The sequence below is a fragment of the Haladaptatus ordinarius genome (assembly GCF_054177595.1).
Genome location: NZ_JBPEHH010000003.1, coordinates 24,974 through 38,311 on the forward strand (window position 1 = coordinate 24,974; position 13,338 = coordinate 38,311).

The window sequence follows — 13,338 nt, forward strand, 5'->3', positions numbered from 1 at the left end:
CCGTGTGGACGGACTCGCGTTCGAAACCGAATCAGAGACGGTCCGCGGTCAGGATACGAACCGTGGTCGGTTTCTTGACGAACTCCCCCTCGTCGCGGGCGACGATCTGTTCGACCGCCCGCTGGGACGCGACGTCGAGGATGCGCTGGTCGAGCGTTCCGTCGAACACGACGGCGTGGGGGACGGTGTCGGCGTTCTCGATGGCGTCGAACGTCTCGTCTGCGGGTGCTTCGGCGAGGATGCCGAAGTCGTCGTCCAGCAGTCGGACGAGTTCGGAATCGTCGTCGAGAACCGCTCGGGCGTGTCCTCGGAGGGTCTCCGGTTCGCGCTCTTCGAGTTCTCTTTCACCGTCGAATTCACGCGCCGTTCGGTCACCCGACTCGGCGTCAGCCGACGCCTCCGATTCGTGGTCCGGCGGTTCGGTCGCCGAATTCGATTCCGAAGACTCGTCGGTCCCCACCGCCGGGTTCTCCTCGGTTTCGTCGGCTATCGATTCGTCCACGTCGACGGACGGCTCTGCCGGACGCTCGGTGTCGGCAGTGTCTTCGGAATCCGTTTCGGGAGCGGGGCGTGCGCTTCCGTCAGTCGCGGCAGTGATTGCGGTATCCTCGCCTTCGAAGCGGTCGAAGGGGCGCTTCTCGCGCAGGGCGGACATCACTTCGTCGCGCGAGAGGTCTTCGACCGACCGCCCCGGCGGTGCGATGGCGACGTAGTCGATGTCCCCGACCTGTTCGAGTTCGCGGAGGATGAGGTCGCCGCCCCTGTCGGCGTCGAGAAACGCCGTCGTCGTGCGGTCCTGCGTGAGTTCGGCGACGGCGTCGGGGACGTTCGTTCCCTCCACCGCGATGGCGTTTTTCACGCCGTAGCGGAGCAGGGTCAACACGTCGGCCCGGCCTTCGACGACGATGATGGCGTTGCTGGCGGTGACGTTCGGTCCCGCCGGAAGGCCTTCGTACTCCGTGATGTCCTCGACGCGGATGCTCTGGCGAACCTCGTCCAGAATCTCCCGGCTGGTCATGACGCTCTCGTCGAACGACGACGAGAGCAGTTCTTTCGCGCGTTCGACGACCTCCCGGCGCTTGGCGGCCCGAACGTCTTCGATGTTTGCGACGCTGACGCTGGCACGACACGGGCCGACGCGCTCGATGGTTTCGAGCGACGCGGCCAGAATCGCCGTCTCGACCTTGTCGAGGCTGCTGGCGATGGTGACCGTGCCGAACGACTGTCCGCGCTTGCTCTCTACGTGAACGTCAATACGACCGACCTTCGAGGACTGCTGGAGGTCTCGCAGGTCGAGGTCGTCGCCGAGGAGCCCTTCGGTCTGGCCGAAAATGGCGCCGACGACGTCACTCCGTTCTACCACCCCGTCGGCGGTGATGTCTGCGTGAATGAGGTATTTCGCTGTATCGTCCATGAGTGATGAACTGCCCCTGTGCAGGGCGTGATTGTGATGTGTCCATGCGCGTTGTCATGGATACGTGCGTTCTTGGCACTCGAATACCCAAATACCTGTCGTCACTGGCACTCTCTCGCCCGAATCTGGTGTGGATTATTACATTAAAATAAATCAGAACGTGAACGGACCGACCTCGCTTCGCCGCTCGGCGTCTCACTCGCTTTTTCGCTTCGACCGTCTCCGACCGACGGTGTGAATTCACCGATCGAACGGGGTTTTGAAGACGAATTTTCTTCGAAGGCCTGTATTGAGCACGATTAGTAACTCTTATCACGTCGTGGTAGTGAACGTTCGGACGATGAGAGACGTATCGACACGAATCGGCTGGATGGTCGTTTTCGCGGTGCTCGTCGCGCTGACGATTCCGTGGTTCCTCTGGGGAGACGGACGGGTCGCGTACGGTCTCCCGCTGTGGCTCTGGTGGCACGTCGGCTGGATGGTGCTCGTGGCACTCGTCTTCAGAGCGTTCGCCAACCGCGCGTGGGGGCTCGGTATCGAGGAGGGAGCATGAGTCAGACCGGCCTGCAGTTGGGCATCGTCGGTGGCTACCTCGTCCTCACGTTGCTCGTCGGCCTGGTGGCGTATCGGCTCACCGACCGAACTGCCGAAGATTACTACCTCGCCAGCCGAACCCTCGGCACCGTCGTTTTGCTGTTCACGACGTTTGCGACGCTGCTCTCGGCGTTCACGTTCTTCGGCGGGCCGAACCTCGCCTACGGTGCCGGGCCGGAGTGGATTCTCGTGATGGGGCTGATGGACGGCGTCCTCTTTGCCATCCTGTGGTACGTCGTCGGCTACAAACAGTGGCTCCTCGGACGCGAGCACGGCTACGTCACGCTCGGCGAGATGCTCGGCGACCGATTCGGGTCGCCCCTGCTCCGTGGCCTGGTCGCCGTAATCAGCCTGTTCTGGCTCTTTCCCTACGTCATGCTCCAGCAGGTCGGGGCCGGAACCGCACTGGAAGCGCTCACCGGCGGCGAACTCTCGTACGCCGCCGGTGCGGGCATCATTACGGTCTTCATGATTGCCTACGTCGTCCTTGCGGGGATGCGCGGTATCGCGTGGACCGACACCCTGCAGGGTGCGTTCATGCTCGTGATGGTCTGGGCCGCCGTGCTCTGGGTGCTCGCCGAACTGGGTGGGATGGGTGCCGCAACCGCGAGACTCGCCGAGTCGAATCCGGAGTTCCTCTCGCTCGGCGGCGGAGTGTACTCCCCGCAGTGGATGCTCTCGCAGGCCATCGGCATCGCCTTCGGCGTGGCGATGTTCCCGCAGGTCAACCAGCGATTCTTCGTCGCCGGGTCGAAGAAAGTGCTCAAGCGAACGTTCTCGCTCTGGCCGATTATGGTCGTCCTCCTCTTCGTCCCGGCATTCATGCTCGGTGCCTGGGCGCGCGGGCTTCCCATCGACGCCGAAGGCCAGAACGTTCTCTCCATCCTCCTCGCGGAGTACGCCCCGGCGTGGTTCGCCGCGCTGGTCATTGCAGGCGCGATGGCCGCGATGATGTCCTCCTCGGACTCGATGCTCCTCTCGGGGTCGTCGTATTTCACCCGCGACCTCTATCGCCCGTTCGTCAATCCGAACGCGAGTGACAGTTGGGAGGACACCCTCGGACGAATCGGCGTCGCCGTCTTCGCACTCGCCGCGTTCGTCGCCAGCCTCTACACGCCCGGAACCATCGTCCAAATCGGCTCGACCGCCTTCGGCGGGTTCGCACAACTCGCGCTCCCGGTCATCGTCGCACTCTACTGGTCGCGGGTGACGCGAGCCGGGATGTACGTCGGTATCGTCGGCAGTCAGGGGTTCTACCTCTTCAACGTCTTCGCCGTCGAGAACCTCTTCGCCATCGAGAACGCGGCCGCATTGTACGGCGGCTGGCTCCCCATGGTCGTCGGGATGGTCGTCGGACTGGTGCTGACGGTCTCGGTTTCGGCTCTGACCTCCCCCGCGCCGAACGAACGGGCGAACCTCTACTTCGACCTCCAGGCCGACTGACCGCGTTTCACTGCCTCGCGGTGTTTCCCTAGTGAGAACTTTTCACTGTTCGCGTCGTGCTTCGACGCGTCCGTCCGTCACCGCCAGGGAGAATCCCGCGTCTCTGAGCCAGTCGCGGGCCACGCCATCGCCGTGCACCAGCACCTCCGCGAGGTCGGACGCTTCGTCTACGTCCGTCGCCAGTCGGTGTGAGTCCACTTCCGCGACGGCGGCACCTACGTCCCCCGCGATGCGAAGGTGGTCGAGATACGACGTGCCGTGATAATCGACGCGAAACTCGGGATGGCGCGCGACGAGAGCGTTCGTCCCGCCACTCCGACCTGGCGCGAGCACCACGTCGCCCGTCGCAGAGAAGAGTCGTTCGAGCGAGTGCGGCGTCGCCAGCGCGAGGTCGGCCATCACGATTGCGGTGGTGCCCTCCTCGGCCAGCAGTGCGTTCACGGCGGGCGTCAGCGGTCGTGAGTCGACTATCTGAGGCGCGTACACGTCGATTCGACGGGTGGTGAGCAGCGTGGGGTCGCGGCCGGTTGCCCGAATCGAGGACAGAACGTCGTCGAGCATCGCGCGGGCGAACTCGCGGCGTTCGTCGCGCGCGAGCACGTCGGCGAGTCGCGTCTTCGGTTCGTCTGCCGCGAACGGCACCACCACCTGCATAGACGGGGCTACTCGGTTGGTGCGTTAAGGCGTTGCGAAAATAGCGTCGAAACGACAGCTAGCGAATCGCCGAATCAGCGCAGTCGGTAGTTGTTCTGTTGTTGGGAGCGATACCATTGACATCCTCCCCGCGGTAAACGGCGAGGATTCCTCGAAGAGGATATTAAGGTTGCGCGTTTCCTCGGGAGCGAAGTACGCTTTCGCGTCCTCCCTCACCGGTTGCCGTCCAATTATGACCGAGGACGTGCGTTCCAGCGCGTAGAGCCGTGTCAAAGCGGCCTTCCCACCGATGTGCAACCGGCGTATCAACCGGGAATATAGCATTCCCGTCCACGGTAGGATATTCAGTCTACTGGGTACCACCAGCAGCGTCAGACGACCAGTTGGCCCGGACGTGGTGGACTGGGCATCGACTTTGTTACTACGTTCGAAATCAGTACGAAGTACTGGAACTGCCCAAGGCAGTGGTTCGAAACGAGGGAACGTCGGTAGTATAGATACGGCAGAAAAACGCATAACGTTACCGCTCGTGGAATATCCGGCCTTGCTATCGTCGGCAGTTGTCGAATACTTTGTCGGATTCATCCCCGCCCAAAAGGGCGAGGCTTTCTCCTCGAATTCACGTAAAAACGACTCATACCGCCGATAGCACTGGCGACGTCGCTATTCTCCCCTCGGCGCGAACTAGACGGCGGTAAGAGGAGAAACGTCTCCCGGCAGTGTCGACTACTGTTCTTCCCGGCAGTCCGGACAGACTCCATCTTCGAGGTAGACTGCCAGTACCTCCTCACCGCACTCGGTGCACTCCTCTAACACCTGTTCGGGGTCGTCGTCCTTGGTAGCCATACCGTGTAGTTTCAACATGCGCCTTGCATAACAATGTATCTTATACGGGATGATAGAACGAGGGTTACGTTCGGGTGTGCTCCGTCGACAACTTCACGAGCGCATCTCCGCAGAACGGCTAACGTCCTGCGCGTCGCAGGAGAGGTATGTCACTCACACTGGCGCGACGCGCCGACCTCTGGGGTGACCGGCCTGCAGTCGTAGACGGGGACGAGACGCTTTCGTACGACGACCTCGCCCGACGTGTTGAGGTCGCGGCGGGTAGACTCGCGACGCTGGGCGTCGAGGAAGGTGACCCCGTGGTCGTCGTCTCTCGAAACCGCATCGAAGTGCTCGTCACGTTGTTCGCCGTCTGGCGAGTCGGCGGGGTGTTCGCGCCGGTCTCACACCGCCTGACGCCCGCGACGATTTCACGCCCGGTGAACCGAATCGACCCTGACCTCGTCGTGTTCGAATCGGCCCAGCGGGACCTCGTTCGCTCGTTCGGGGAGACCCGCTCGTTCGAGGAGCTAGAACACGTCACTCCCGCGGAACACGAACCGGTCGAGAGAGCGCGAACCGACGACTGTCTCCTCGTTCACACCGACGGCGGAACGCGGGTCGTTCGCTTTTCGGTCCGGGCTATCGAGCGCAACTGCACCACCGCCGTCTCGGGGTGGGGGCTCGGCAGGAACGACTGCACGCTCACCCTCCTGCCGCTGGCGCTTTCCGACTGTCTCCTTCGATTCGTCCTGCCGCTTCTTACGGTCGGCGGGCGCGTCGTCCTCCAGCGCGCGTTCGATTCGGACCGCACGCTTTCCGCTCTCGACCGTCACGGAGTGACCTGTCTCGCTGCGGGGCCGACCGAGTTCCGCGAGGTGGCCGACGCCGACGGCCGAACAGACTCCTCGTCGTTCGATTCGCTGGACTCGCTCGACTGGCTGGCGACGCACGCACGCGTCCCGCCCGACGTGCGCGAGACGTTTCCGATTCCCGTCGTCCGCGTCTACGGTCGACCCGAAACCGGGCCGAACGTCCTCCGCGGAACGCCGGGTGACGAGCGCGTCGGCAGACCGTTTCCCGACTGTGACGTTCGAATCGAGGACGAGACGGGTGAACTCTCCGTCCGAGGCCCGCACACCGCGAGTGGCTACCTCGGCGGCGATGCGTTCGGCGAGTGGGTTTCGACCGGCGACCTGTTCCGACGGGATGCGGGCGGCTACGTCTTCGTCGGGCGGGCGGACGAACCGTTCGAGAGCGAGGGCGAACGAGTCCATCCGGACGCCGTCGAGACCGTCCTCGAATCGCATCCCGCGGTCCGGGCCGCGGGCGTCATCGAGACTGCCACAGAAACCGGTGGGACCGCACCGAAGGCGGTGGTCGTCGGCGACGTTTCGCCCGGCGAACTCCGGGAGTTCGCGGAGGAACGACTCACCGCCTCCGAGGTGCCGCGGGCGGTCGAACTGGTCGGCTCGCTCCCTCGGCGCGGGACGGGGGAACTCGACCGAGGGACGCTCCGCAAACGGTTCGGGGCGGGGTGAGCATCGAGCGGTCACCGACCGCCACGCAGACGACGTAATCACCCCGTATGAACCGTTCAGAATCCATCCCGTACGAACAGTTCAGAATTTCGAGACGGTTCTCAGACTGGAACGGTGCAGTCTTCGTCGTGGTCGGTCCTCGTCCTTCGGGGCCAGCGACTCCGGGTGACGGGACACGGGCGAAATTCCCGGTAGCGAAACTCACTTGTCGGTTCCGGTCGCTAGTGGCGTGTAATGAGTCGACTTCGGATCGCATTTTTGAACGCCGCGCACGGGGACGAGAACACGCGGCGGAACTTCCGACGGGAACTCGACGCGGATCTCGCCGAGTTCGACGTGACCGAGGGTCACCTTCCAGACCACTTCAAGTTCGACGCCGCCGTCGTCTCCGGGTCGCGGTCGTCGGTCTACTGGGACGAGGCGTGGATACCGCCGCTCAAAGAGTGGCTCGAAGTAGCGGCCGAGAATGGGATGCCGATGCTCGGCATCTGCTACGGGCACCAGTTGTTAGCGGACGTCCTCGGCGGAGACGTCCGCGACATGGGCGAGTACGAAATCGGCTATCGGGAGGTCGAACACGTCGGCGGTTCGCCGCTGTTCGAGGGAATCGACCGCCGATTCGTCGCGTTCACGACCCACTCCGACGAAGTCACCGAACTCCCGCCCGGTGCAGAGTCGCTCGCGGAAAACGACTACTCGAACCACGCGTTTCGAAAGGGGGACGTGTTCGGCGTGCAGTTCCACCCCGAGTACGACATGGAGACGGCCGAGGAGGTCACGCGCGGCAAAGACCTCCCCGAAGCGCGGCTCCAACGGGTACTGGACGGCATCAACGAGGAGAACTACGCCGCGGCGTCCGAGGCCAAACTCGTCTTCGAGAATTTCACCGACTACGTCCGTACCGTGCAAAAAAATGGCCGTAGAGTGACCTATTCCAGCGATAAGGATATAAATGACCTGAATAGTTAGCCACCAGAGTCACCCCTCTCCCAGACGTGGTGATAGTCCATGGCAAATCGGACGACTGAGGACGGGGCGAGCGACGACGAGGCCCCGTCACAATCGACCACGACCCCGAGTGGCCCGAACCCGAACATGCCGCCGCTGTCTCAGGACGCCCTGTTCGACGCGCTCGCATCTCGCCGGAGTCGGTACATCCTCCACCACCTGCGGTGTGAAGAGACGCCCGTGACGTTTGCAGACCTCGTGGACACCGTCGCCGCGTGGGAGACGAACAAATCTATCGACCTCGTCTCCAACGAGCACCGCCACAACGTCTCGATGTCGCTGAAACACACACAACTGCCGAAGCTCGAGATGGCCGGACTCGTCCAGTACGACGACGACCGGGAACTCGTAGACCAGGGCGTTCACGCCGAGCAGGCCGACGCCTACCTCGACATCGCGGTGGAGCGCGACGACGCGGTACCGACGGACGACTGAGTGATATTTTGCGGCCCGTGACGCCGGTTCGATAGAGCGTGTTCCGGCGAGCGCGTCGTCTCACCGACGCCGAGCCGCGACGATCTCGAAGCCAGCGACCCCTCGTTCGCTCTCGGAGTAGGAGAGCTTTTTAGCTTCCTCTCCGGAGAGTTTCCCATGCTCGATTACGTGGAACTCGAAGCCGACCTCGGACAGGAAGAGCGGATGGTTCGGGACACCGCCCGCGAGTTCGTGGACGAACACGTCAGACCCGACATCGGCGACCACTTCGAGGCCGGGACGTTTCCGGAAGAGATAATCCCGGAGATGGGAGAACTCGGCTTCTACGCGCCGAACCTGGACGGATACGGCCTACCGAACCTGAGCGAGACGGCCTACGGGCTGTTGATGCAGGAACTCGAAGCCTGTGACTCCGGACTGCGCTCGATGGCGAGCGTGCAGGGAGCGCTCGTGATGTACCCCATCCACGCCTACGGGTCCGAAGAACAGAAAGAACGCTGGCTTCCCGACCTCGGGGAGGGAAAGGCGGTCGGCTGTTTCGGGCTGACCGAACCCGAACACGGGTCGAACCCGTCGGGGATGGAGACCACCGCGGAGAAGGAAGGCGACGAGTACGTCCTCAACGGGTCGAAGACGTGGATAACCAACTCGCCCATCGCGGACGTGGCAGTCGTCTGGGCGCGCGACCGCTCCGCCGAGGACGACCCGGTTCGTGGCTTCCTCGTCGAGACCGACCGCGACGGCGTGACGACGAACGAGATAGACGAGAAGCTCTCGCTCCGCGCGTCCATCACGGGCGAGATCGGCCTCCAGAACGTGACGATTCCGGAGGAGAACGTCCTGCCGGGCGTCGAAGGGATGAAAGGCCCGCTCTCCTGTCTCACGCAGGCCCGGTACGGCATCGCGTGGGGCGCGGTCGGCGCGGCCCGCGACTGCTTCGAGACGGCTCGACAGTACGCGACCGACCGTGAGCAGTTCGGCGGCCCCATCGCCCGATTCCAACTTCAACAGGACAAGCTGGCGGAGATGGCGACCCAGATAACCACGTCCCAACTGCTCGCCTACCGCCTCGCGGACCTGAAAGAGCGCGGCGACCTGCGCCCCCAGCACGTCTCGATGGCGAAACGCAACAACGTCCGGATGGCCCGCGACCAGGCCCGCGTCGCCCGCGAGATGCTCGGCGGCAACGGCATCACGACGGACTACCCGCCGATGCGCCACATGGCGAACATGGAGACGGTGTACACCTACGAGGGTACCCACGACATCCACACGCTGGTTCTCGGGCAGGATCTCACTGGCATCGCCGCCTTCGAATAGGCGGTACTGTCGAAGAACGTAGAGCCGTCCGAACTACCGCCAACCACGATTTTATACCGTCTCCGAGCAACTGGCGAACATGAACGGGACGGGCGAAGTCGAGGCGATTCACGTTGCGTCCGAGTCGGCGGCGGAAACGGAAGCGGTCGAGGCGGTCGAAGCGGTGGCGGGAGCGGGCCTGCGCGGCGACCGCCACTTCGACCCCGACTCGTCGGGCGACGACATCACCCTCATCGAGGCGGAGGCGCTCTCCGCCATCGAACGGGAGGCGGGCATCTCGCTCGAACCGGGGGCCCACCGCCGGAACGTGACGACCCGCGACGTCGCGCTGAACCACCTCGTCGGCGAGCGATTTCGCGTGGGTGGAGTGGTGTGTGAGGGCGTCGAACTCTGTGAACCGTGTTCGCATTTGGAGTCGCTCACGCAGGAGGGGACGCTTTCCGCACTGGTTCACAGGGGCGGGCTTCGGGCCGTCGTCGTCGAAGACGGAGCGCTACGGGTCGGAGATTCGGTCGAATCGCTGTGACCTGCCGAAAGAATCGGCCTCTCCGCCGGGGTTTCACACCGCGCTGTCTTCTCAGTTCGAAGGAAGCCATCACGCCCACGACTGCTGTGCTGACGGGGGCGTCTCGACGCGAGCACGCACCGATTGCCAGTCGCTAGCACGGAACTGTTAAGCGACTGGTGTGTATATAGTTCACGTATGCAGCATCCCTTCTACATCCTCGGTAAACTCACCCGGGGAGTGAGCGCAGCTAAGGTCCTCCTCGCCGTCGGTCTCGTGCTTTTTTTCCTCCTCGCTCTCCCGTTTCTCGACCCGGTGGCGGTTGCGGGCGTCCTCCTGCTCGTGCTCGCGGCAGTCACGGTAAACAGTGCGGTGGAGATCGTCGGCCCGTACGAGAAACGGGCGCTGACGGTGTTCGGCGAGTACCGCGGACTGCTCGACCCCGGTATCCACTTCATCCCGCCGTTCGTCAGCGCCACCCACCGATTCGACGTTCGGACGCGCGTCCTCGACGTGCCACGACAGGAGGCCATCACGGAGGACAACTCGCCCGTGACCGCAGACGCCGTGCTCTACGTTCGGGTGATGGACGCAGAGCGCGCGTTCCTCGGCGTCGACGACTACGAGAAGGCGGTCAGAAATCTCGGCCAGACGACGCTTCGGGCGGTCATCGGCGACATGCAGTTGGACGAGACGCTCAGTCGCCGAGACGAGATCAACACCCGCCTCCAGAAAGAAATCGACGCACCGACCAACGAGTGGGGGATTCGCGTCGAGAGCGTCGAGGTACAGGAAGTGCTCCCGAGTCCGCCCGTCGTACAATCGATGGAGCGCCAGACCAGTGCCGAGCGCCGACGCCGTGCCATGATTCTCGAAGCGCAGGGAGAACGCCGGAGCGCCGTCGAGAAGGCCGAAGGCGAGAAGGCGTCGAACGTCATCCGCGCACAGGGTACAAAACAGAGCCAGATTCTCGAAGCACAGGGTGACGCGGTTTCGACCGTCCTCCGGGCGAAATCCGCCGAATCGATGGGCGAACGCGCTATCGTTGACCGAGGGATGGAGTCGCTACAGCGAATCGGCACGAGCGACTCGACGACGTTCGTCTTGCCACAGGAACTCACCTCGCTCTTCGGGCGCTTCGGGAAACACCTCACGGGAAGCGACGTTCGCGGCGACGGGGCGATGCTCGAACCGAACGAGTTCGACCCGGAGACGAGGGCACTGCTCGGACTGGACGACATCGAGGAGACGCTGGCGGAGTTCGACAGCGATGTGGCAGACGACGCGCGAGAACTCCGCGAGGAGAGCGAGCGCGAAGGTGAACGCGAGTCGGCCGAGAAGTCACAGTGATCCGGTGAAGCCGAAAATCAGGGACGAAAGTCGACTCGGCGTCAGCCGAGGAAGAAGACGCGAACGAGGGTGAGGAGACCGACGAGCGAGTACGCGACCATCATCGTCTGGATGGTGCGTCTCTCGGGGACGCGACTGTTGAGGAACGCACCCATCTGTCCGCCGGCTGTGCAGGCCAGTCCGGCGATGAGGCCGAACCCGAACGGGACGGTGAAGTGGTGGCCGCTGAGCGACGCCGGGGCGTAATGCAACAAGAAGAGGTTCGTCACGAGCGCGGAGACGATGGTGCCGTGGAGGACGAGCGCACTCGTCCCGGTCGAGAGGCGAATAGGGATGCGCTTGCGAACGGTGAGGAGCGTCTGTGAGAGTTCGCCGATAGCGATGCCGACGAGGCCAGCCATCGCACCCCCGATTCCCGCGATGATCTTGTCGAAGCGGTCGAAGGGCGTCACGGCGGGTGTGCCACCGTCGGAGCGAAGCTCCGACGTCCCTCGCGTCTCGTCGAGACGCTCACCACCGTCGGAGCGGAGTTCTGACGAATCGCTCGGGAGCAACTTCTCGAAGGGTGTGCCGGCGACCCAGTCCGAGACCGACGAACCGTGACGGTGGGCCTGAAAGAGGACGGCCGAAAGCACGAGCAACATCCCGCCGAACAGCACCTTGAGCGCGGACGAGGGGACGAAATACGACACCGTTCGGGCGACGACCGCCACCGGGACGCTGATCACGAGGATGGTTTTGGCGATGTTCCAATCGACCTGCCCGCGGTACCAGTAGGCCGTGACGCTGCTCGTGTAGCCGAACAGTTCGACGAACAGCGCAAGCCCAATCGCACCCTGGAGCGCGAGGTCCGGGAACGCCGGAACGATCTCGGGGTAGACGAACAGGAAGGCGGGCGTGAACAACACCGCCGCCTCCATCGCGAAGGTGTTGACGGTCGTGGCGATGAGGAACGTCATCAGGACGAAGGTGACGAGACCGACCGTCGAGAATCCGAGCGGCAGGGCCATCTCAGATGACCCCCTCGTTCGGCAGCGACGTGCGCCCGGTCTGATTCGAAGAACGGTTCGACGCGTTCGCTCGCAGTCGCTCTGAGTACATCGGTGTCCGGGCTAACCGGAAACTGCCTGAAAAGGTTTGATATTCGACCAAAGTGTGGAAAACGATGATGCAATACCGGTCGGGCGGCTCAGGCGGCCACGCCCTGACCCGCTTTGACGTCGACCTGGGTTCCATCGACGAACAGGCGAACGGTCACCGGGCCACTCGCCGAGACGGCAAAGAACGTCTCCGCCCCGCCGGCGACGGTTCCGGAGCCGGTTTCGCTGCCACCAGCTACGTCCCAGGTGAAGTCGATGGGGTTGGTGTTCGCGGGGTTCTCGTTACGCACGCGGAACTGCCCGTTCGTCCCTTGCATGTAAGTCAGGCGAAGTTTCTGGGGGTCGCCGTCCCCGCCAGGCTGTTGGTTTTCGCCGTCGATTTCGGCCTGGCCTTCACCGCCCACGTCCGCGTCGGCGGGCTGGTTGTTCACCACGATGTCGAAGTTGTTGCTGCGCGAGCCGCTCCAGCCGGTGCGGTTCCACTGCGGGTTGGCCGGGCCGTTGAGCGTCACGAGTAGGGGTGGTAGCCTCACCCGATAGCGCCCGTTTTATGTCTACTGATTTTAGTTTCATATATAATCATGTATAGTTGATATTTGGTGTGTTCGATGTCTGATTGTTTAAATTTTTTGTGCGACATACTGGCGTGGCTACCGTCCAGGGCTACCGAGATAGGTGAAAGCTGTCCGATAGGACGTGTGTGAATATGCTCGCTGTCGGCGAACGGTTACCTGTGAATCCAGACGGAGGCGACACCAATGACAACCATCATCTTCCGGAAAAGACGGTCCTCACCGTCGTACTGTCGTTGCTCATCTTATTGACCATCTGGTATACGTTCGTCGTTCACCGACGGACGGCGACCGGGCCGGTTTCGGCAACCAGTTCGACCCACCGGTCATTTCGAGGGGTGAGACGTTCGTGACGACCAGTATCGAGCCCACGACGACGTCGGCCGGTCCGACCGTAAGGCCCGGCACACCGCCTGCGACGTCCGACCCTGCACCCACGGCGACGACCACTATCGGAGAGACGACGACGGTGAAACGAGACACTCGCCCGAGACCGACGATAGTCATCGACGGCACGGGGAACGCGACGGTCGAATCGCTCGACGCTCCGTTCTGAACCGTCGTGGTGTCGCTCTTT

General features: G+C 63.4%; 13 protein-coding genes. 9 read left to right on the forward strand and 4 right to left on the reverse strand.

Translation table 11 applies throughout. From position 1 onward, the window contains the following. Positions 1-31: 31 nt before the first annotated feature. Positions 32-1,414: a DNA primase DnaG gene (gene dnaG, locus ACR3FF_RS02305; RefSeq protein WP_458185685.1), complete on the reverse strand. Its 1,383-nt coding sequence runs from the start codon at positions 1,412-1,414 to the stop codon at positions 32-34. Between the two features lie 340 nt (positions 1,415-1,754). Here dnaG and ACR3FF_RS02310 point away from each other — a divergent pair, with 340 nt between their 5' ends. Then, a complete protein-coding gene (locus ACR3FF_RS02310; protein WP_458185687.1) occupies positions 1,755-1,967 on the forward strand; it encodes a DUF3311 domain-containing protein in 213 nt (70 codons plus the stop codon). Further along, complete coding sequence (locus ACR3FF_RS02315; RefSeq protein ID WP_458185689.1) at positions 1,964-3,451, forward strand: sodium:solute symporter family protein; 1,488 nt, start codon at positions 1,964-1,966, stop codon at positions 3,449-3,451. Before ACR3FF_RS02310 ends, ACR3FF_RS02315 begins: the two co-directional genes overlap by 4 nt. Before the next feature lie 42 nt (positions 3,452-3,493). On the opposite strand, the gene cofC is transcribed toward ACR3FF_RS02315, so the two are convergent. After that, the gene (cofC, locus tag ACR3FF_RS02320; protein WP_458185691.1) at positions 3,494-4,105 is read right to left on the reverse strand and encodes a 2-phospho-L-lactate guanylyltransferase; all 612 of its coding nucleotides are present in this window, start codon (positions 4,103-4,105) and stop codon (positions 3,494-3,496) included. 992 nt (positions 4,106-5,097) lie between these two features. On the opposite strand from cofC, the gene ACR3FF_RS02325 reads away from it, so the two are divergent. The 6 genes from ACR3FF_RS02325 to ACR3FF_RS02350 all read left to right on the forward strand — a co-directional run bounded on the left by ACR3FF_RS02325 (position 5,098) and on the right by ACR3FF_RS02350 (position 11,089). Further along, positions 5,098-6,471, forward strand: coding sequence for a class I adenylate-forming enzyme family protein (locus ACR3FF_RS02325; RefSeq protein ID WP_458185693.1), 1,374 nt, complete (start codon positions 5,098-5,100; stop codon positions 6,469-6,471). 234 nt (positions 6,472-6,705) lie between these two features. After that, a complete protein-coding gene (locus tag ACR3FF_RS02330) occupies positions 6,706-7,440 on the forward strand; it encodes a type 1 glutamine amidotransferase (RefSeq protein WP_458185695.1) in 735 nt (244 codons plus the stop codon). Between the two features lie 39 nt (positions 7,441-7,479). Beyond that, on the forward strand, positions 7,480-7,914 hold the full coding sequence (locus ACR3FF_RS02335) for a DUF7344 domain-containing protein (RefSeq protein ID WP_458185697.1): 435 nt from the start codon (positions 7,480-7,482) through the stop codon (positions 7,912-7,914). Between the two features lie 156 nt (positions 7,915-8,070). After that, positions 8,071-9,234: an acyl-CoA dehydrogenase family protein gene (locus ACR3FF_RS02340; RefSeq protein WP_458185699.1), complete on the forward strand. Its 1,164-nt coding sequence runs from the start codon at positions 8,071-8,073 to the stop codon at positions 9,232-9,234. 79 nt (positions 9,235-9,313) lie between these two features. Then, positions 9,314-9,760, forward strand: a complete 447-nt coding sequence (locus tag ACR3FF_RS02345) for an MOSC domain-containing protein (protein WP_458185700.1) — start codon at positions 9,314-9,316, stop codon at positions 9,758-9,760. A 177-nt stretch (positions 9,761-9,937) separates the two neighbouring features. Next, positions 9,938-11,089, forward strand: a complete 1,152-nt coding sequence (locus ACR3FF_RS02350; RefSeq protein ID WP_458185701.1) for an SPFH domain-containing protein — start codon at positions 9,938-9,940, stop codon at positions 11,087-11,089. A 41-nt stretch (positions 11,090-11,130) separates the two neighbouring features. Here the strand turns inward: ACR3FF_RS02350 and ACR3FF_RS02355 are convergent, their stop codons facing one another. After that, a complete protein-coding gene (locus ACR3FF_RS02355) occupies positions 11,131-12,099 on the reverse strand; it encodes a TSUP family transporter (RefSeq protein ID WP_458185703.1) in 969 nt (322 codons plus the stop codon). Positions 12,100-12,278: 179 nt separating this feature from the next. Next, on the reverse strand, positions 12,279-12,722 hold the full coding sequence (locus ACR3FF_RS02360) for a glycoside hydrolase family 32 protein (RefSeq protein WP_458185705.1): 444 nt from the start codon (positions 12,720-12,722) through the stop codon (positions 12,279-12,281). A 388-nt stretch (positions 12,723-13,110) separates the two neighbouring features. On the opposite strand from ACR3FF_RS02360, the gene ACR3FF_RS02365 reads away from it, so the two are divergent. Further along, positions 13,111-13,317 carry a hypothetical protein gene (locus ACR3FF_RS02365; protein ID WP_458185707.1) on the forward strand — a complete coding sequence of 69 codons (207 nt, stop codon included), beginning with the start codon at positions 13,111-13,113 and terminating at the stop codon, positions 13,315-13,317. The last annotated feature ends 21 nt before the right edge of the window (positions 13,318-13,338 follow it).